The sequence below is a fragment of the Lacrimispora sp. genome, from assembly GCF_032078915.1.
GTDB lineage: Bacteria > Bacillota > Clostridia > Lachnospirales > Lachnospiraceae > Lacrimispora.
The window spans coordinates 1-20,050 of the sequence record NZ_DAMAUN010000049.1; the positions used below are offsets into that span (position 1 = coordinate 1).

The following is a 20,050-nucleotide window of genomic DNA, read 5'->3' on the forward strand; positions in this document are numbered from 1 at the left end:
GAAATTCCAAATAAAAACCTGCGGATACCCATGCGGGCTTTTAAAAAGCTGTGTTCCCTTTTGTCCAGAGTCTGTGCAATATCAGTATATCTTACAATGGGACCTGCGATCAGCTGAGGAAAGAAGGCCACATAAGTGGCCAATGACAGCAGATTCTTCTGGGCCTTTGTGTTTTTTCGGTAAACATCAATGGTATAGCTGAGAATTTGAAACGTATAAAAGCTGATGCCAATGGGAAGAACTACGTTCAGCATAGGAACTGATAATCCGGTCATGGAATTGATGTTTGCTATAAAAAAATCCACATATTTAAAATACCCCAGCATCCCCAGGGAAAAGACCACCGAAACAAGCAGCCATCTCTTCCCCCATGCCGAACCGGAGCATCGCTCGATGAGCAAACCAAGAATGTAGTTCACCACTATGGAAAGGGCCATAAATATGATGTATTTCGGCTCTCCCCAGCCGTAAAATATAAGGGAAGAAAAAAGCAACACACCGTTTTTCAACTTCTTCGGACATACAAAGTATACGCCAATAACCAAAGGTAAAAAATAATATAAAAATGTTATGCTTGAAAATACCATGCTGTCACTATTTAGATAACTTAAGGTCGAAATCTGTACCGCACATTTCCCTAAAGGCATCTACAACCTGTTGGGAGGTTACAGCATCCTTTAAATTGGAATCAACCATAACAAGCATTATCAAATCATTGTAAGTAACAATCTGGAGATCATCTGCCATAACACAAATCCACTTCCTCTGATCAATCCCATTAAGAATATCCCTTGCAACTGCTTCTGCATCGGCTGCATTATCTACACGGGCAAGTACCAGGGAATAGGCCTGTGAACCGATCATCGCCTCGGATACAACAGCTTCCTTTACTTTAGAAGCATCGTCAAGGCCCATGTTATATTTCACCATATCCTTATTTGTTAAATCAATAGGTGTGTTTTCCAGCCTTAAATCAACCTTTGCTTTCTCGTAAATTGTACCAATGATTGAGGTTAGATCTCCTTTCAGAGCCTCCGGCATCTCACCGCCGCCCTCTGTCTTCTTGCATCCGGTTACTAAAACCATAACCATGGCCGCAAATATAAAAATTGTTACTATCTTCTTTCTTATCTTCATAAACTATCTCCTTTATTTATCAGTCAATCGGATATTCACAATCCGCTTCGCTGCTAGATGAGGTTAAATCAGTGTTGATTTATCATCGGGCGCCCAAATACCGCATTGCCGGCTAAATTCTATTTCATTTAAATAAAAATCGTCCCTTTTGAGGACGATTCTGATTTTTAGGATAAAGCATTGCACCAGAAACACTGATCTACTTCTAGCATAGTAAACCTCCTGTTTTTTGTCTGTAAAGTAATTTTAATGATCATTGTTATTTTTACTTTTCCGTTTTAAATATACCATGAAAACAAACTCCCGCAAACCAACGATTTTCTTAAATAAACTTTACATTCCATTTAATACGCTGCATAAGCTTTACTTATGAATACTTGAATTATCATAAATTCTCTTAAGGTTCCATAAGAGAATTCATGATAGAAAGGATATTTTGCTTGCTCATTGGTTCCGCATGTCCCATGACACAAATATCAAAATCAAATCCTTCCATTGACGTTATTAATGAACGAAGTTTCTCTTTATCTAAGAAGCAGTTGTTATAATAATCCACCCCAACCGCATCTCCGATGAATAATACTTTTTCCTGAGGTACCAGGATACAGATGCAATCCTCACTGTGAGGAGATTCCACGTGATGAAGTTCCGCAGTTACATCTCCCAGATCAATTTCCATTAATTCGCCAACAGAAAGATCAGAGGTTACCACTCTTATCTCACAAAGCTGCTCGTATTCTGTACGGATACTAGTATCAGCAAATTCAATTTCGATCTTTGCCTCCAGTCTTTTTTTCATTTCTGCATCCGTCCATTCCCACTTCGCCATTTCTGCTAATTTAACATTAGTTTTTTTATGAGCGATTGTGATCCCTTCCACCGCATGCATACCAAATGTATGATCCCAGTGCCAATGGGTAACCGCAGTAATGCCTGGTTTTTTTAATCCTTTCCCGCACAGAGCTTCATAAAATAATTCAACATGCTTTTGGGAATTGCCTGCGTCTATCATTAAAGAATACTTCTGTCCATTTACATATCCAAGAACCGGCCGGTCGGCCGTTTTATCAAACATGCTGTAAAACACACGATCTGTTAGTTGCTTTAATTCCATAAATAAAAACCTCCTGAGTAATAGAGTCTTACATTCACATACTTTCTTTCACATTCAGCAATTATCGTTTTCTTTTTTCTGATTCCGCAGCATTCCGCACTTATCGTCCGGTAAATATTCAAAATGATGCTTATGATACAGTAAATCAGCAGGGCGATTTGCTATCAGACATATATAACTGTCCTCATGTGAGTTTTCTTCAAAGTAACTGTCAATGGCCTTCATAATTTGTTCTGCATAACCTCTCCGCCAGTATTCTTTATCAACCATAATATCACTTACGACGTAGGTGATGCCACCATCTCCAACCACTCTTCCAAAACCGATCAATTTTTCTTTATCATACAATGAAACTGTAAACAAAGAATTCTTTAAAGCTATTTTGGTTCTTTCCAAATCTTTATGATTCATTCCGGCACGTAACCGAAGGCTTATGTAATCCTGGGCTTCCGGAGCTTCATATACTTTCTGTATATCCATTTTTCCCTCCCTCAACTTTCTTAACTTTATATAAATAGAAACGTTCATTGTCTGATGATTGAATCAAACATTCATTTGCCTGCTTACCAAAATTTCTTCTACCGCCTGTCTCCAATACATTTCGGGAATATCTGGCCATATGCATTTACCTGTTTCAGCTTTACATAATGCCATAGCCCTTTTCAATACTGTGCTGTGAGGTATATTACCGTTTCGTAATAAATTTTCTGTTACAATGCACCAGTATGGTGCGTGTTTGTTAAGTCCTGATGTATGTAATTCCTCTATTACCTTTTCTACATCATATTCAATACTGATAAATTCTTCTTCCCACTGTTTGCCTGCTTGATGTAAAATTAAAAATTGAGATTTTCTATTACTAAACAAAGGAACTCCGACTGATCCAGCATTTAGTACCGTTTTTCCGTTAATTTCAAATTTGGTCTGAATGTGAGTATGACCGCATACTATAATAGACGTATCTACAGCATTTAAAGTTTCCAATATTCTATCGTTATCAGGCACCAATTTTTGGTTAGCCGCATATGGAGAACCGTGGCATATGGTAAATGAGGGCAGATTCTTAAGAGAAATTTTCCTTGATATTGGCAATCCTTTAAAAAAGTCCAAATCTTTTTCTACTAAATGCTGATATGTATATAGCAAAGAACCTGTTGTGGAATCTTTATTTTTCCAGCCAAGTTCACCATTATTATAATAATCGATCCAATAATCTTCTTTATTGCCTCTGATGAAATAGCAGTTATACTTCTCAGCCATTTCAAAAATCATCTTCATTGTCTTTTCAGGATATGCCAATTCACCAACATAATCTCCTAAAAAAGCAAAGGTTTTTACCTCTCTTGACAATGCGTATTCCACACATTTTTCCAAAGCAATGTAGTTACCATGTATATCTGATAGCACTGCAAGATCCATTTATGATTACCTCCTTATACCGGCATTTATTCTTCAATGGATCGCTTTGCAGCCCTTACTGCATGAATTTGTGCAGTATCAAAAACAGGCAATTCCAGATCCTTTTGCTGTATCAGCAGGCCGATCTCTGTACAGCCGAGAATGACTCCCTGTGCGCCTTGTTTTGCAAGGCCGTGAATAATACTGAGATATTTATCTTTCGATGCCTCAGAAATAATTCCCAAACACAATTCATCATAAATCACATCATTCACAATTTCTATTTCCTTTTCATCTGGGATAAGAACTGTAATTCCTGCATGAACTAATTTTTCTTTATAAAAATCCTGGGTCATGGTATATTTTGTACCCAGCAATGCGACTTTTGTAATATTATGATATTTTAATTCATCTGCCGTTGCCTCCGCTATATGTATAACAGGAATCCTAATGCTGCTTTGGATCTGGGGAACTACCTTGTGCATCGTATTTGTACAGATCACAATAAAGTCCGCCCCTGCATTTTCAAGATTTTTAGCAGCCGCTGATAAAATAGCAGCACTTTTCTCCCAGTCACCGTTTGCCTGGCACTTCTCAATTTCAGAAAAATCCACACTATATAAAAGAACTTTCGCTGAGTGTAATCCTCCCAGAACCTTTCTCACTGTTTCATTCACAATTTTATAATAAGTGACCGTACTTTCCCAACTCATTCCGCCAATCAATCCAATTGTTTTCAATTTTGCGTCCTCCCCCTTATCATTTATTGATATCATATCATAATTATCTTACATTGTCTTTGGATTTATTGATGGACGGGATTCGTTGCATTGGAACGAAAAAAGCGGCGGCTTTTATGAAAGCCGCCAGCCCTGCCACTCCTTTAAACACGGATTGCTGAAGTTTGCCCATGTGAAATTATTATCAATAGATCGGACCATTCTGTAAGCCATTGGTTTAAATCCACTGAATTTAGTTACAGGTTGTATTCCGCATTCTATTCCTTACTCATGCTTTTCGCCCATTCTTCTACTCTCCGGCTGCTTTCCTCTTCCGATAAATCCTCAATCCTGGTCATAATGGACCATCTCACTCCAAATGGATCCAGAATACTTCCAAACCGATCCCCTGAAACAAAGTTTGAAACAGGCTCCCGGACTTTTGCTCCTTTTGCCGCCGCATGATCAAACACCTCATCAACATCGGAAACATAAATTGCCAAAGAATAGCAGGCATTATCCTCCCCTGGCGGTAAAACCAGTTGATAAGCCGGATTTGCCGCTCCCAGCTGCAAAAAGCCGTTTCCAAAATCCAGTTCCGCATGAACAATGATACTATTGCCGTTTTCATCGGAAAATACCGTGCTGTCCTTAACCCTTGCATGGAATACGGACTGATAAAACTCAATAGCTTCTGAGGGGTTATTTACTACGATAAATGGTGTTATGGACGTAAAACCATTCGGCAGCCCATTTTTTGTATGATCTCCTGTTGCACCCATGTATTTCGCCATTGCTCTTCCTCCTTAATACAAATCATCAAGATTAACTCATTATATATCATCTACACTGACAGCTGCTGTCAGTATTATCGTTACATTTGATAATATTCCATCAACTCCGACGCAATGTCTGCCAGCCTTTTCTTCAGGCTCTCAGGCTCTATGACCTCAATGGCTCTCCCATAGGATAAGAGAGAATATGGCACATATCCATTCATTACTCCTTCTTCAACTAAAAAGACAGCCTGATTTGGAGTCCTCTCTTTCAGATGATGTCCTAAAAACCAGTGAATGCTCAAGTCATCCAAGGCCTCTGCCCTGCCCCTGATCACTACGGAAACCACCCTGTCCTTATTTGCTAAGTCAGGCAAAAGATTTTGTAAGAAGAATTCTTTGGCGGAAAAGGCTTCCGGACGTTGAAAAGTCATTTGCGTCCGGTTTATCTGTAAAATCCGTTCAGCACGAAAGCTGCGGATTTCATTTCTCAAGTGGCAGAATCCAATGGTATACCATTTATTGTTCCAGTAAATTACGCCATATGGATCAATTACCCTTTTCCTGGATTTTTCTTCATGGCTTGTACGATATTCAATTTCCACAGAATACTCATTTGCCACAGCCCGCTCTATTTCTGCCAATTTGGGCTTAACAGAAGAATCGATCTCACGGCTTATCACTTCAAAACCGGTTAAATGGCGATTGAGAATGCGTTCCTGTTCCCGGTTGGAATACATTTTCAACTTTTCAGTTGCCCTGCTTAATGCTTCATTGAAAGGGTATCCTGCTTCTTTTGCAAATACAGCTGCATGAAGAATAGCCTTTTGTTCATCAACATCAAAAAATAAGGGCGCATTGATAAAATTATTCAGCAGACTATAACCGCCATTCTGGCCTGCATCGGATACGATCGGCACCCCGCTGGCGCAAAGCGAATCAATATAGCGGTAAACCGTCCGTATATTGATCTCCAGCCTTTCCGCTATTTGTTTTGCAGTAATTTTTGTCCCTGAATTCAGCATCCAGAGAATTGCCAGCATATTATCGTTTTTAGACATTATCTAACCTCATTTATTCCCCTGTTTTCCATTCATCATTAGAAACAGTATTTATCCATTTTAATTAATTTACACAATAAGCATTAAAATTGCAAGCCACCAATCTGTTCTTGTGTCACAATCTTTTTAGACGCACACCAGATAATGTTATACTGTGATGGCCTGCAGCTCATGACTCCCCTATTTTGTTATATTCGCGGAAGATTTCCAATATATTAAACTGTAATGATATTATGAGGTATAATCAATGGCTGTTCCATTAAATCAAGTTACAAACCCCACGAATGAACAACGGCGCGAAATGATCAGAACTTCATTAGAAACGGCGGGCCGGCCGGAAGATTACGAATATATTGTTAATTTACTGAGTCCTCCCCCGGATATCACAAATTATGCATCGCCGGGAGAAATGAAAGGGGTAAAAATCGGTATCATCGGAGGAGGTCTGGCAGGTCTATCCGCCGCATTCGAGCTTCGTAAACTAGGAGCCGATATTACAATTCTGGAAGCCAATGAAAATAGAATCGGAGGAAGAGTTTATACCTATTATTTTGATCCGGAAGGCAAATACTACAGTGAATTCGGCGCTCATAGAATTCCGGTAACTCATGAGACCACCTGGCATTACATCAATTTATTAGGCCTTAACACCCTTCCGCTGTCCGTAAGGCAGCGAAATAATTTTATATACGTACATAATACCCGTTTGAGAACATCAGACTCCATTGAACAGATGCTTTATCCCTTATTTAATTTGACCCCTCAGGAAAGAAGCACTCCCTGGTCAGAGCTTGATGACTATGCCTTTTTGTATCTGATGATGCAGCTTCCGCCTGATATCCGGTCAGAGCTAATACGAATATTACCGGAATATTCCCCGGAATATCTGACTCTTACAAACTATTCCGTGCGGCAGACCCTGGAAAATCTGGGGTTAAGCCAGGGGGCGATCAGCTTGATCTCAGGAGTCAGCCCAGGTACCGGTGCTTTGCTGAATGTCAGTTATGCTGAATTCACCAACGAAGAATATACTCTCGATTACCGTAACACCTATACCATCGAAGGCGGGATAGTAAATCTGCCATATGCGTTTGTCCAATCCCTTCTCTCTGACAATCCGGCCCAGTATCAAAATATTCCGGCTTCCCAGCTTGGCACGGTTAAATATCAGCCTGGACAGACGGTTATAGGTATTTATCAGTCTCCTTATAATAATCAGATCATTCTAACGCATCGCAATGTACGGAATCTCAGGAGAACTGCCGATGTATTTGATTACGTTGTATGTGCGATTCCCTACTCCACTCTAAGAGAGGTTGAAATCAAGCCATATTTCAGCAACCTTAAAATGCAGGCCATTTTAGAGTTAAACTACATCAATTCACAAAAAACACTTTTTATGTGCAATGAACGCTTTTGGGAGCAGAATACCGATTACGGAAGAATGGCAGGGGGATTCTCCCAGACAGACCTGCCTATTCAGTCCATCTTCTATCCGGGAGATCATATCCTTTGCCCCGATGTTTCCTCCTGCTCGCCGGATGAGCCTGGAGTACTGGTGGCTTCCTATAATTATCATTTAAATTCAACAAGGGTGGGAAATATGGACGAAATCCCCCGGTATAAACTGATAAAAAGAAATGTGGAGGAAGTTCACGGATTGCCAAGGGGATTCTTAGATTCTATTGTGGAAGACCATAAGACAGTAGTATGGGATAATGAGCCTAATAACCGGGGGGCTTTTGCTATGGCACTTCCAGGTCAGAAAAAGCTATTTGCCTATGAGATGCTAAAGCCGGAATTTAATCAAAGAGTCTATTTTGCCGGGGAACACCTATCCACAAAGCATGGCTGGATGCAGGGGGCATTATATACCGGTATGGAAGCCGCCAATCAGCTGGCGAATACGTTTCACGATCAGTTTAAATAATACTCAATCGGCATGAGTAAAAACCGTTTCAGGCTATAGCCCATACATAAAACCGCTGCCCTGTAACATAGGGCAGCGGATCATTTAAGAAATAAATTCATGACTATTACGGTATGTTTCCTATTTCCATAGGTCCTTTTCACTCTGTCTACTTCTATATATCCCATCTTACACCAAAACCTATACCCTATGCGGTTATCTTCCAAGACCCCGATTCTTAATGCCCTTCCATGTTCTTCCAGAACCCAGTCTTTTATAGAATCATGTAATTTTCTTCCCAAACTGTTTCCTCTTTCCCTTGGGTCAAGCATAAGTAAGCCTATCATCCACTCTCCAGCCGCTTTGTAATCCTTAACCATATCAATTACAGCAATTAAAACATTCTTTTTATATACTCCAAATACAAACTTGTCTTTCATTGTTTTCCCCGGCGGCAAGTCAGACAGTATGCTTTTTCCTGCATCCTTTTCAGGCGGCCTGCCTTCAGTTAATTCAAAAAAGTCCGAGCATCTTTCACATAGATCTTGTACGTCTGTCTCATCATCACCGGACAATAACCGGATATTGTATTCATGTTGCTTTATAATTTTATTTCCTAACAATAGAATCCTCCTTTCCTATTCCTAAATTATAAAAACCGCCTTACTTTTTTACAATATACCATATATTTTTCTCCGTATATTCCTTTTAGCGACTGTTCCTAAAGAAGGATTTTACGGTTAAAAAGTCACAATTGAATGGCTCTTATCCCCAGCCTCTTTAATTGAAGGGTCCGGATCATAACAAGCATTACAAGCAAAACCAATGTTAATGCTGCGATATATCTTACCATGTGATTTACTCCTTAACGAAACACATCCCAGTTTACTCTAACATGAATGGAACCACTGTAGTTGCCAAAATAAAGACTGCAAGTGCAGCGATCGCTATGAGACTTTTAGGATTTCCAAAATTTAAGGTATAACCGATTCCGAATCGTTTTTCCACAAAAAGAGATGGATCTTCTTTGTTGAAATACAGAAAACCACCCAGCCAATAACGGTCATCGTCTACTTTGTTTCCCGCCGCATCATCCCTTATATCCAACCGACTTCCTCCCTGGCCGACCTTTGCCCCAAGATAAATGCAGCTCAAAAAAATAACAGCAAAAAAGGCAAAAGGCAGAACCATCATAAGTTTTTCATTTATTATGGACACCATAGTAAGTTGAATGCAGGTAAATAACAGCATTACCATAAATCCGACAGCATATAAGAAAATACTCATTATCCCCTGGAAGGCCTGAGTTCTCCGGTTATTCCGCTGATGCCTGGACGTGCCAATGCCAAAGTTGATCCCTGCAAACAAAAGGCCAGTGAAACTTTGGATCAATGGCATCACAGCAAAAGTTCCTATGGATTTTGCAGCATAGCGGTCCACTTCTCCTGCAAGGTTGTAATGCATGGGAATTTGCCCGGGTAAAGATGGATATTTAAACACTGCTGCAAAAACGGCAATGGCAATCGGAACCAGATACAAAAGATACCACGCAGTACCAATCGTTTTATCAGATTTTTCACTGATATTTGTCACTATCTCCGTATCAATCTCCCAATCACGTTCTTGTTTGATCGCCTTGATCTCTGAACGCGCGAAAAAATACAGGAAAGTACTGGCAGCGAGATACAGGAATATACCGCTAAGCTGGAGCCATAACGCCCGTTTTGCCGGCATCCAGATATAACAGATAGTGCTTCCAATTCCCAAAACCAGACCAAACACAAGACATCTGATGCAGTAATTGCGCCGCAATAATTTTATCTTAGGATCGTTATATTCGCTTATAGGTATAGAAATACCAAAGCAGATGTTTTTTTGTATAAAATATGGGGTTAAAGCAGTAGAAAACAATACAAGAACCCATGAGAACCCCATTATCCCAATGATATAGCTTATATTTACACTCAAGGCAATTACCTCCTGCTATGCTTTTATTCAAATTGTCATTCATTAAAACTGAAAGCCATTCTTTGCCGATGTACCTGGAATAAAGCTCAATGACAACCGGCAAATCATACGTCTACTCTACATTCATCATACATCAAATATATCACTAAAACAGGATTTGTCAATTTCATGATTTATAACCATTTAAATATACGTTGGCCGGACTTGCCGCGTTGCCGCTTTAACTACCAAAAGGTGACTTAAGGGTGTGTCAGGGATGGCGAAGCCGCTTGATTATCCTTGACACACCCTCATGGTTTTACTATCTGCACCTTTGAAAACATAGAGTATCGCTTATTTAGATTATCGTTTGAGTAAAATTACATTGGCTTTAGGTTTTTATTTAATCGTTCAATCATCCATGCCAAGCGCTTAACACGACCGGCGTCTGTTTTCGCATCAAAATATGCCCGTGTATATGTCTTTTTTACCGATGGTGTCATCGTTTGAAAATTCGTATAGGCCGGTTCATGCTCTTTCAACAATTCACATAAAAGCCCTATTTGTTCATCAGTAACCCCTGTAGGCTTGGGAGCGTCCCATTGTCCGTTTTTCTTAGCTTCCTCTATTTTGATTTTGCCATAATCAGTCATAAGCCCTTGTTTTTCAAGTTTTTCAGTTAGCGCCTTATTTTTCTCCGACCACTTACTATTCTCTCGTCGAGAAGAGAAATATTTTATATATTTATTATCGTCAATGCTCTTCATTTGACCGTCAATCCAACCGAAACAAAGTGCTTCCTCAAGCGCTTCATTTGCACCTATGGTCTTTGGCCCGCCTGCTTTTCCGAATAACAGCCAGATTCCGCCGCTGGTGAGGCATTTTTTTTCTAACCAATTTCTAAATTCATCCCGTGAGGTAAATAGCAAATGTTCAATCAAAATATTCACCATCCAATTCATTAATTCTCGTCTTATCGCGCCAAAAATGTACTACCGTACTAAAAGTTAAATTGGCCCGCAGTTTTTAATTATTCATCAATCAATTGCCGGGACCTTTTTTTACAGTGGCAAAAAAATCTTTTAGATCTTTTGAAATCCATTTATCACTATGATATATACAAAAGCCGCTTTCTTTATCAAAGAAGGACCGCCACCTTACTGCGACTGCTTAACTCTTATCAATACCATCCCACCTTTGCGCCCGAAGCCGGTCTCCCACAGCTCATAAAAAGACAGCCAGCGAAACCCTCCATAGGTTGCAATCTTTACAAAAAATTCATCTTCGAATTCTTCATATCCCACAAGCATGAACCAATGCCAGACCAGATCCTTAAAATCAACATTCTTATGACGCAGCAGCAGGAAAGGAATCGAGATCCCCTTGTCAATCTGGCTTATGATTTCCCTGACTGCTTCCTTAGCCGGAACTTCCCCCGGGCAGCCTGTCAGTTGTATATCCGCTGCACCCACATCCTGCAAATATCTATAATACCCGTCTATAAATATTTCAAGTGTATCGATTCCATGAAATCGCGGCTTTAAATAGGGCTTCATTATCTTGGAAAAATTTATATAATCTTCCTTGTCAAGTCTTTGAATATCATAGGGATACAGATGGGTTTTATTGTCATGGAGCGCTGTATTGATGCATGCATCACAAGCTGCTGCCGCCCCACAGCCGCCCAGATGCATCATTGGGTCCCGGAACCAATCCTGATTTCCGCCAAAGGAATCTCCGACTCTAAAATAGGATAATTCTTTCTTCATCTTTTCTCCTCACTTCATTTATGCTATAGATGAATTATAGTACCAGTCTTGCAATTCGTAAAGAAAAATAATATTATAAAAAGTCCATGTTTTTCAATATTCGAAAAACACGGACCTGTTTTTAGGATTTCCAACATATCTAATATTAATCTCTTCTTAAAATATGCTTACACCCGATATAAGTCAATCCAAAATAAACACCATAAATAAAAACAATAAATAATGCCGGGATAAGCACGCTATCCATCACATTCACACGTTCAAAGGCCATCATTACATGATTTACAGCCGTAAGCCCAACAATAGAATGAACAATTCCAAGTATAAAAGGCAGTAAAAAGTAACAAAGTATTTGTACAAACAGCGCTCTGTCCAGCATTTTCTTTTCAGCCCCCAGCTTCCTTAACAATGCATAACGTTCCTTGTTATCCGATGCCTGGGCAAGCTGCTGGATTGCAAGAATTGCCGCACAGGCAACCATAAACACAATGCCAAGATAAATGGCTAAAAAGGATATAATGGCTTTCATGGCAAGCGATGAGGCATAGATCTCTTCTCTGCTTGAATAGTACCAAAAGCCCTTTTCCTGATAATCTTTGCTGTTTCGATATTGAATCAGGTTATCCTGAAGTTCCTTTGATCCTTCCCCAGTTTTGCATATCATGTTAAGCACCTGATCCGGTGATTTGTCAAGGATTTCGGAAAACCCGTCATTTACAACAAATGTAATACCGGAATCACTGTTGGAAAGCTTTATGTTTTGTACTTCCCCCTTTGGCTGGAGCGTTTTACCCCCAAGGGTAATTGTTACATTTCTATCAAGGAACTGCTGTGCAATATACTGGTAGACTTCGCCGGTCGCAATGATGAAATATCCATTTCCAGGAAGATCGTTTTTTTCCTTTCCCTGCATTTCTAAAAACTTCAGATAATCAGAAAACATAACAAAATCAAGGCCGCGTTTCCCTATATCAAAGGACAGGGAAGAATAATCGACCGGGAAATCCTTGAAATGAAGGTCCCCGCGGTAAATGCCATATTCATGGCTAATCCCATCAATACCTTTTATTGACAAAGGCAGGCTTTCATATATGGTCTTATGATCCCCTTTCCCATCGCCATAAAAACTGACATCATAGGGCGCAGTCTCCTTTAAATCGGCTGACAGAATATTCTTCATGCTGTAACCGGTTGAAAAAATACCGATTACCAGAAGCAAGACAATGCTGACCACGGATATGGATATAAAATTAGTATTGATCTTACTGGTGAGCTGACGGGTTACAAACATGGTCAGGTTTTTATAATACAGCTTCTTATTTGTTTGTACCAGCTTAGTAAGTATTCCCGAAAGAGAAAAGAAAAACAGCAGCGTACCAGCCGTTCCTAAAATAATGGACCAAAGGAAGATATAATTAATATTAATAATTCCATTTTTCAAAACCAATACATATGCGGTTCCCAAGAAAACAATGGATACCAGGAAAACCAGTACCGATAATTTGGTACTTCTGATTTTTAAGCTTTCATTTTTCCGGCCGCCATAGATCAAGTCAATCAGTTTATACTTGCTGACTGCAATTGTATTGAAAATGATTACGGTCAAAAAAATCACTGCAAAATAAAGGATACTTTTCACCGCTGCATCTGGAGAAAATATGAATTTGTAGGCGTTCATATCTGCCTCGAAAATTTTAGCAGTGAACACGGACATAAACTGGGAGCCGAAAACACCGAGGATCAGCCCTGCAATTAAAGCAAGGAGTCCCATGAGAAATGTTTCAAGTACAAGAATGGCAGAAATTTTACCTTTGCTCATACCAAGAGTCATGTAAATACCCATTTCTTTTTTACGGCGCCTGATGAAAAAACTATTTGCATATACGATCAAAAAACCCAGGATCACTGCAACAAACACTGATATGACGGATAATATCTTTCTAAGTGCAATCATGGAATCGGTCAATATTTCCGTCACTACCATGATATCCTTCTGTGCATAGATGGAGTTAAACATATAAAAGATAGAAACACCAAAAACAAGAGTGAAAAAATATACCGTGTAATCCTGCATGCTTTTTCCCACATTTTTAAAAACAAGCTTAGTCAGCACTTAAATCACCTCCAAGAAGGGCCATAACCTCCATGATCCGGTCAAAAAATTCTTTGCGTGATTCCTTTCCCCGGATAAGCTCATTAAACAGCTTTCCGTCCTTGATGAACAAAATGCGTTTGCAATAGCTTGCGGTAAAAGCATCATGGGTTACCATCAAAATGGCAGCATTTATCTGTTCATTGAGATTTTTAAAGCTTTCCAGAAGCATCTTTGCAGACTTAGAATCCAGGGCCCCGGTAGGCTCATCGGCAAGAATCAGGCTTGGATTCGTAATAATAGCCCTTGCTGCGGCCACACGCTGCTTTTGGCCTCCTGACATCTGATACGGATACTTATGCAGCACCTCTGTGATGTTTAACAGGGAGGCAGCCTGGTGGATCCGCTCATCCATTTCTCCTGCAGGAGCTTTCATGATTGCCAAAGCCAGGGCAATATTTTCATGGGCAGTCAGGGTATCCAGAAGGTTAAAGTCCTGAAAAATAAAGCCAAGTTTTTCACGTCTGAACTTTGACAGAGCCTCTGCTTTCATCTCAGTGACATCAGTTCCGTCAATATAAATATGACCTGAGGTCGCATCATCAATGGTGGAAACACAGTTAAGAATGGTGGTTTTACCGCTTCCCGATGCCCCCATGATTCCGATATATTCTCCTTCTGTAACATTAAAGCTGATATTATCAACAGCCTTTGTGACATTCCCTTTGTTACCGTAATATTTCTGAAGGTTCTGAACCTTTAAGATTGTATTCATAGTGTCTATCCTCTCCCCTAGTATTTAGAAATAATATTGGCTAAAATCACAAAAATATAAATATGAGCCGGATAAAAGGCATAAAAGAAATATTTCATTCCACGGCCCTTCTGCTTATTGTAAAGCAGCATAAATGGTAAAGCAAATACCATGTACCACTGAATGTTATCCAAAAACATGCTTTTCACACCGATCTCGGGGTTATAACCCATTGCAAAGACTAACATACTGAACACCAGATAAAATATGCCTATTTTCTTTTTATCCTGGTTGCATAAATATAATCCAACGCCTATAGCAACAAATATATAACCGCCCTCACAGAATAAAAGGGACGGAACAAAGAACATTATCCCTCTTGTTATAAATAATAAACTGGGATTAGACAAGGTCATAAGAATAATGATACTGCTGAAAACAGGAACAAGCATTAATAATACATATTGCAGAAACGGACGATTCTCTTTCCTGCATATAGAAATCCGCTGAATACTGAATATGATCAGGCATATGACTAATAGCGTAGAAAAAATATTATTTATGATAATACCCCCACTAGGCAACGGGAAATATTTATTAATCAGATCATTGCCAAAGCCCATGAATACAAATCCAATCCATAATCGCATTAAATATTTTACCGGGTTTCTTGTGTATCTCATGCCATTGGCCGTAGCAAAGATAAATAAAGGTGCGGATAGTCTGCCCAGCATTGTAAACCACATCGGAACTTGGAAAACACCTGTAAAGGCATAGTGAATATGATCGAATACCATGAGCACCAAAGCAATTATTTTAATCTGAAAACTATTGAGTCCTTTTTGTAACATTTATGATCTCCTTTTCTATTTCTAACTTATGTCTATTATAATTCCATCTGTCTCTGTACAGCCATTGATTTTGCTTACAGGGAACGAACATTTTTGTCACTTTTTATTATACCAGGAAAACAATGAGCCCAGCGCTGCAAAGCAGCATGTTACTAATGCAGCACGATAATAGAAGCTAACGTCTATTATACAGGAATCGCTTTGTAAACATTGGGATTGTACTTATTTGGACTTTTAATCGTCCATACAAGTGCTTTGATCTGCACGTTTGTCAGGTCCAAAGGCTCAACACCGTAATAATGATTCGCCGCCTGCTTCAGTCCATAGCATCCTTCCCCGTAGTAAGCAATATTACAATAAAGCTCCAGTATTTCATCCTTTGTAAGATCTTTTTCAAGCTGAAAAGCAACAAATAATTCTGCCACTTTCCGCTCATATTTCTTTTCAAAAGAAAAGTACATATTTTTTGCAAGCTGCTGGGTGATCGTGCTCCCCCCTTGCACGAAGCTTCCTGCCATCAGATTGTTTGCCATAGCCCTTGCCATAGCAATGGGATCAAAGCCAAAATGATAGTAAAAACGTTTATCTTCTGACTGTAACACCTGTTCTTTATATCCATCCGGTATCTCATCAAATGCAATATAACTGTTTTGCTGTTTAAGCTCCTCTACTTTATCCGGCACGCTTATGGCTTCTGTCGCATTCCTGTACATTTCATATCCGGCAGAAACTATAGGAGATATTTTTAAACTACCCATAAGGAAGCTGATGACAGCAAGTAACAATATACTGATACTAATTGTTTTATTTTTCATCAAAATCACTCCTTTCGTGGTTTGCTTCCTCAGTATAACAGGAGAAGAATTATGGAACCATAGATTTTACTTACGATAATCGAACAAATTTGTAAGATAAAAGGCTGTATGCTCCCGGAGAGGGAACATACAGCCTTTTTTGCTGACACACTGCTTTGCCTGCAGCGTATCATGTGTGATACGCTCTGTCAACGTTGCCGGGACACAACGATCAATTGGATTTAACGCCACATTCTTTAGGTTTGATTTATCTGTCTCCAGCTTTGCAGTTCAAGAATATTGCCTTCTGGGTCACGAGCATAAACAAATACCGCTTCTTTGCCGTTTGGATATGCCGCAGTAACCAACTCTCCTAGGTTACTTCCTCCCGCCCTGATAACTTCTGCTAAGGTCGCTTCCACATCATCCACTTCAAAAGCTATATGTGCAATTCCCGGGCGGTTAATCTCCGAAGGTATGGTTCCTTCCAGCATGTCGTATGAAAATATTTCCAGCGTTGGGTGGTCTTTCGCGTATCCGGGCAAAAGAAGATGCTCTCCTGTAATATGTGCATCCTTCAGTCCTGTTAGTCCGTCTAACCACACCCCTTGCAGGTCACGAGTTTCATTGATACTTTTGCAGTGAAACACCTGTTTATAAAAATCAATCAGGTTTTTTGCATCTTTAGCAATAATATTTGTATGTACATAGCGAAACATAACTATGAATCCCCCTCTTCCTTCTTAGAATTAATAATTTTCTGCATATCTCTGCTTCAAACTCAATGATACAGCACATGTTTCTAATCCACAATTATAGTTTACTTCCGGGCAATAAAAAAGTACTCCTTTCGTGACGAATACTACCGGCTATAAAACGGCAGGCAGGGCAAGTGCGTCGACGCTTAAATTGCTTGTCTAAAAGGCGAAAGGGCTCCGCATATTTTAAAGCGTAACCCTTTACTGCAGGAATGACTGTCTGTCTTTTGGAAATGCTATTTTAATTGTTGTACCGTTTCCGACGGATGACTGAACTTCTAATCCAAGATACATCTTATTACAAAGTTCTTTGCAAAGGTAAAGGCCGATTCCCGTAGATTTGGCGAAAGCTCTTCCATTTTCTCCCGTAAACCCCTTTTCGAACACTCTCCCAAGGTCACCTTCAGAAATTCCAATTCCGTTATCCCGGATAATAAGAATCATATTTTCCTGGTTTTCTGAAGCCGAAAACCATAGCGTCAAAGCATCCTTTTTATATTTGATACTATTTGCAATAATCTGCCCAATTATGAAATCAAGCCACTTTTCATCGGCATAAACCGTATGATCAAGATTGTCCAGTTTCACCTGTGCGCCGCACCCTATCAGCTGTTTTGAATGTTTCTTTACCCCAGCCTTCACTAAGCTGTCAAGAGAAAGCCTTCTGATGCTGTAGTCCGACGCTACGTTTTTACTCCTGGCATAATAAAGAGCCTGTTCGATATAAGAATCCACCCGTACTGATTCTTCGGATATTCTCTTTGTTATGTCATTGCGGTTATTTTGGCAGATTAGATCGATGCAGGAAATAGGGATCTTTATCTCGTGAATCCATGTTTCAATATATTCCCGGTATTCATCCTGGGATATCTTATAGGAGGCAATCTCATCGTTCATGGCTTTAGTAACATGCTTAAGAATTTCACATAGAACTTCCGCTTCGGCAAAACCAGGCTCTTCTAGCAGGGAAGCAATATACTGCTTTTGCTCCATTGACTCCAGCGTTTTATTTAATCTGTTATAATATCTGCTGCGTACCAGGTATTCGTAAGCCAGCGCAACGAAAGAGGTTATGATTATGGTCGTACAAATAAGTATCATGGCATAGCGGCTGATATGGTAGACATCTAACAGGAAGGCCAAAAAAACAATGATAAAGCTTTGCGCCAATAAAAACAGGATCTTATCCTTCAAAAAGCTTGAAAACTTCATATCATATACCCCTGGCCACGTTTGGTCTTTATAAAATCTGCAGCACCGATTTCTTCCAGCTTTTTACGCAGACGGTTGACATTAACAGTCAGTGTATTATCATCGACGAATTCATCCGACTGCCAAAGCTCATCCATCAAATCATCCCGTGAAATAATGCTGTTTGCGTTTTGCATTAAAACAGAGAGAATACGCAATTCATTTTTCGTGAGCTCAGCCTCTTTGTTTTCATAATATACTGTGCTTTTTGCCATTGACAATGTTAAGCCATGATATTCTACTTCTGATGAATAATTCTTCTGGTTGGTGCGTTTCAGTATGGCTCCGATTCTTGCAAACAAGATCTGAACATTATAGGGTTTTGTTATAAAATCATCTGCGCCCAGGTTCATGCTCATCAGTTCATCCATATCATTGTTTCGGCTTGTCACAACCATAATTGGCACATCCGATAATTTACGGATCTCCCGGCATACGTGATATCCATCATAATAAGGCAGGTTGATATCAAGCAAAATCAAATCTGCATTAGAATCCGTTGCTTCCGATATTATATTTTTAAAGTTATCACTTGTTTCACAAGAATAATTATAGCTTTCCAGCAGCGAAATCAATTCTGTTCTCAGAACGATATCGTCTTCAATAATAAACAGCTTCAAATTGAAATCACCTCCCCGATTCCTGTTTATCGGATTAATATTATACCCATCACTTATAATAGCTTGGCCATATAATATTCGTCCATATACGTTCCATCCACAACCATGGAATTTTTCTTTGTTCCTTCAACCACAAATCCATTTTTTTCGTAGAGGTGTCTCGCAGCATCATTGATACACATTACCGTTAATTCAAGCCTGGTGACCCCTTTTTCTTCGGCCCACTTGTCCAGCTGTTTAAAAAATGAGGTGCCGATCCCCTGCCGCTGATAGGCTGCACGAATTCCCACTACGATATATGCAGAATGTTTTACTCTTCTTAACATGCCTTTTTGCGCAGATATATATCCAACAATTTCATGATCTTCTTGGGCAACTAAAAACAGATTATTGCCTGTGGCAGCTTCCTTGATGGTGGATTTCATTCTATCGATATTTTTCGTCCGTTCATTTGGCTCGTACATCATATATTTTGTCTCAGCATCAAGTGCGGACATCATATGCCAAAGTGATTCAGCGTCGTTCTCCTCAATAGGTCTGATGATAACACTCATAAAACCTTACACCTCCTGTTTTGTTAACTGTGCATGGCTTTCGTTTCATCGGTTAAAGCTCGAAAAGAAACCAGCAAATAACTGATCCTGTTCCGGCTTATGGGTGACATAGCCGATAGCAATTTTATTGTTTGTCAGTTCTATCAATTTTTGCGCGCCTTCTTCACCAAATGCTCCGCATAATTCAACTGCCCCAACACCTTCACTTTCTAAGAAAACAAGCTTATCACAGGCCTCTTTAAAATTTCTGACGGTAAATATATAGCTGATTTGGTTCTCTGTCTCAAAGCAAGCCTGATGCAGCTCTGGGTTATAGTGACCTCCCATCAGTATAAATGCAAATTTTTTCTTCATGTTATTTTCTCCTTTCCCAATGCCGGCGAATCAACAGCAAGTGACAATAAAGCCTGAAAGATATCATACAGATATCTCTCAGGCCTTTATCATTCCGCACCTCAATTATAAAACTCTGAGTTCTCTCTTGGTCACAGACCGGTTAAAACTGCGGAACCCCAGAAAACCTAATCTTTTACTTTTTATATAATG

Annotated in this window: 21 protein-coding genes and 1 pseudogene; 1 reads left to right on the forward strand and 21 read right to left on the reverse strand. The window is 39.6% G+C overall.

What is annotated here, in order from left to right:
- From RT269_RS18005 to RT269_RS18040, 8 genes and pseudogenes are all read right to left on the reverse strand, one after another.
- Positions 1 to 497, reverse strand: a pseudogene (locus tag RT269_RS18005) (MBOAT family O-acyltransferase); the annotation flags it as partial.
- A gap of 97 nt (positions 498 to 594) precedes the next feature.
- Positions 595 to 1,137 (reverse strand): hypothetical protein, encoded by a 543-nt coding sequence (locus tag RT269_RS18010; RefSeq protein ID WP_313184633.1) that lies wholly within the window; start codon positions 1,135 to 1,137, stop codon positions 595 to 597.
- Between the two features lie 397 nt (positions 1,138 to 1,534).
- Positions 1,535 to 2,251 carry an MBL fold metallo-hydrolase gene (locus RT269_RS18015; RefSeq protein ID WP_313184634.1) on the reverse strand — a complete coding sequence of 239 codons (717 nt, stop codon included), beginning with the start codon at positions 2,249 to 2,251 and terminating at the stop codon, positions 1,535 to 1,537.
- Between the two features lie 54 nt (positions 2,252 to 2,305).
- Positions 2,306 to 2,731, reverse strand: coding sequence for a GNAT family N-acetyltransferase (locus RT269_RS18020; RefSeq protein WP_313184635.1), 426 nt, complete (start codon positions 2,729 to 2,731; stop codon positions 2,306 to 2,308).
- 63 nt (positions 2,732 to 2,794) lie between these two features.
- Entirely contained in the window at positions 2,795 to 3,670 is an 876-nt protein-coding gene (locus RT269_RS18025) for a metallophosphoesterase family protein (protein WP_313184636.1), read from the reverse strand.
- 26 nt (positions 3,671 to 3,696) lie between these two features.
- Positions 3,697 to 4,389, reverse strand: a complete 693-nt coding sequence (locus RT269_RS18030; protein WP_313184637.1) for an aspartate/glutamate racemase family protein — start codon at positions 4,387 to 4,389, stop codon at positions 3,697 to 3,699.
- 257 nt (positions 4,390 to 4,646) lie between these two features.
- The gene (locus RT269_RS18035) at positions 4,647 to 5,162 is read right to left on the reverse strand and encodes a VOC family protein (protein WP_313184638.1); all 516 of its coding nucleotides are present in this window, start codon (positions 5,160 to 5,162) and stop codon (positions 4,647 to 4,649) included.
- Positions 5,163 to 5,242: 80 nt separating this feature from the next.
- Complete coding sequence (locus RT269_RS18040; protein ID WP_313184639.1) at positions 5,243 to 6,205, reverse strand: helix-turn-helix transcriptional regulator; 963 nt, start codon at positions 6,203 to 6,205, stop codon at positions 5,243 to 5,245.
- A 247-nt stretch (positions 6,206 to 6,452) separates the two neighbouring features.
- Here RT269_RS18040 and RT269_RS18045 point away from each other — a divergent pair, with 247 nt between their 5' ends.
- A complete protein-coding gene (locus RT269_RS18045) occupies positions 6,453 to 8,135 on the forward strand; it encodes a flavin monoamine oxidase family protein (RefSeq protein ID WP_313184640.1) in 1,683 nt (560 codons plus the stop codon).
- Positions 8,136 to 8,215: 80 nt separating this feature from the next.
- Here RT269_RS18045 and RT269_RS18050 read toward each other — a convergent pair whose 3' ends face one another.
- From RT269_RS18050 to RT269_RS18110, 13 genes are all read right to left on the reverse strand, one after another.
- Entirely contained in the window at positions 8,216 to 8,737 is a 522-nt protein-coding gene (locus RT269_RS18050; protein ID WP_313184641.1) for a GNAT family N-acetyltransferase, read from the reverse strand.
- Positions 8,738 to 8,999: 262 nt separating this feature from the next.
- Positions 9,000 to 10,082, reverse strand: a complete 1,083-nt coding sequence (locus RT269_RS18055) for a DUF1648 domain-containing protein (protein ID WP_313184642.1) — start codon at positions 10,080 to 10,082, stop codon at positions 9,000 to 9,002.
- Between the two features lie 359 nt (positions 10,083 to 10,441).
- Positions 10,442 to 11,002: a YdeI/OmpD-associated family protein gene (locus RT269_RS18060; protein ID WP_334308557.1), complete on the reverse strand. Its 561-nt coding sequence runs from the start codon at positions 11,000 to 11,002 to the stop codon at positions 10,442 to 10,444.
- 216 nt (positions 11,003 to 11,218) lie between these two features.
- On the reverse strand, positions 11,219 to 11,830 hold the full coding sequence (locus tag RT269_RS18065; RefSeq protein WP_313184643.1) for a hypothetical protein: 612 nt from the start codon (positions 11,828 to 11,830) through the stop codon (positions 11,219 to 11,221).
- 145 nt (positions 11,831 to 11,975) lie between these two features.
- Positions 11,976 to 13,943 carry an FtsX-like permease family protein gene (locus RT269_RS18070; protein WP_313184644.1) on the reverse strand — a complete coding sequence of 656 codons (1,968 nt, stop codon included), beginning with the start codon at positions 13,941 to 13,943 and terminating at the stop codon, positions 11,976 to 11,978.
- Positions 13,933 to 14,697 carry an ABC transporter ATP-binding protein gene (locus RT269_RS18075; RefSeq protein ID WP_313184646.1) on the reverse strand — a complete coding sequence of 255 codons (765 nt, stop codon included), beginning with the start codon at positions 14,695 to 14,697 and terminating at the stop codon, positions 13,933 to 13,935. Before RT269_RS18075 ends, RT269_RS18070 begins: the two co-directional genes overlap by 11 nt.
- 17 nt (positions 14,698 to 14,714) lie before the next feature.
- Positions 14,715 to 15,527, reverse strand: coding sequence for a TraX family protein (locus tag RT269_RS18080; RefSeq protein ID WP_313184648.1), 813 nt, complete (start codon positions 15,525 to 15,527; stop codon positions 14,715 to 14,717).
- A gap of 185 nt (positions 15,528 to 15,712) precedes the next feature.
- Positions 15,713 to 16,342 carry a biosynthetic peptidoglycan transglycosylase gene (locus RT269_RS18085; protein ID WP_313184649.1) on the reverse strand — a complete coding sequence of 210 codons (630 nt, stop codon included), beginning with the start codon at positions 16,340 to 16,342 and terminating at the stop codon, positions 15,713 to 15,715.
- Between the two features lie 236 nt (positions 16,343 to 16,578).
- Positions 16,579 to 17,040 carry a VOC family protein gene (locus RT269_RS18090; RefSeq protein ID WP_313184651.1) on the reverse strand — a complete coding sequence of 154 codons (462 nt, stop codon included), beginning with the start codon at positions 17,038 to 17,040 and terminating at the stop codon, positions 16,579 to 16,581.
- Positions 17,041 to 17,280: 240 nt separating this feature from the next.
- On the reverse strand, positions 17,281 to 18,291 hold the full coding sequence (locus RT269_RS18095; RefSeq protein WP_313184653.1) for a sensor histidine kinase: 1,011 nt from the start codon (positions 18,289 to 18,291) through the stop codon (positions 17,281 to 17,283).
- Positions 18,288 to 18,950 (reverse strand): response regulator transcription factor, encoded by a 663-nt coding sequence (locus RT269_RS18100; protein WP_313184654.1) that lies wholly within the window; start codon positions 18,948 to 18,950, stop codon positions 18,288 to 18,290. The genes RT269_RS18095 and RT269_RS18100 overlap by 4 nt, the downstream gene beginning before the upstream one ends.
- A 53-nt stretch (positions 18,951 to 19,003) precedes the next feature.
- Positions 19,004 to 19,504 (reverse strand): GNAT family N-acetyltransferase, encoded by a 501-nt coding sequence (locus RT269_RS18105; protein ID WP_313184655.1) that lies wholly within the window; start codon positions 19,502 to 19,504, stop codon positions 19,004 to 19,006.
- Between the two features lie 45 nt (positions 19,505 to 19,549).
- Complete coding sequence (locus RT269_RS18110; protein WP_313184657.1) at positions 19,550 to 19,858, reverse strand: DUF6506 family protein; 309 nt, start codon at positions 19,856 to 19,858, stop codon at positions 19,550 to 19,552.
- Positions 19,859 to 20,050: the final 192 nt, after the last annotated feature.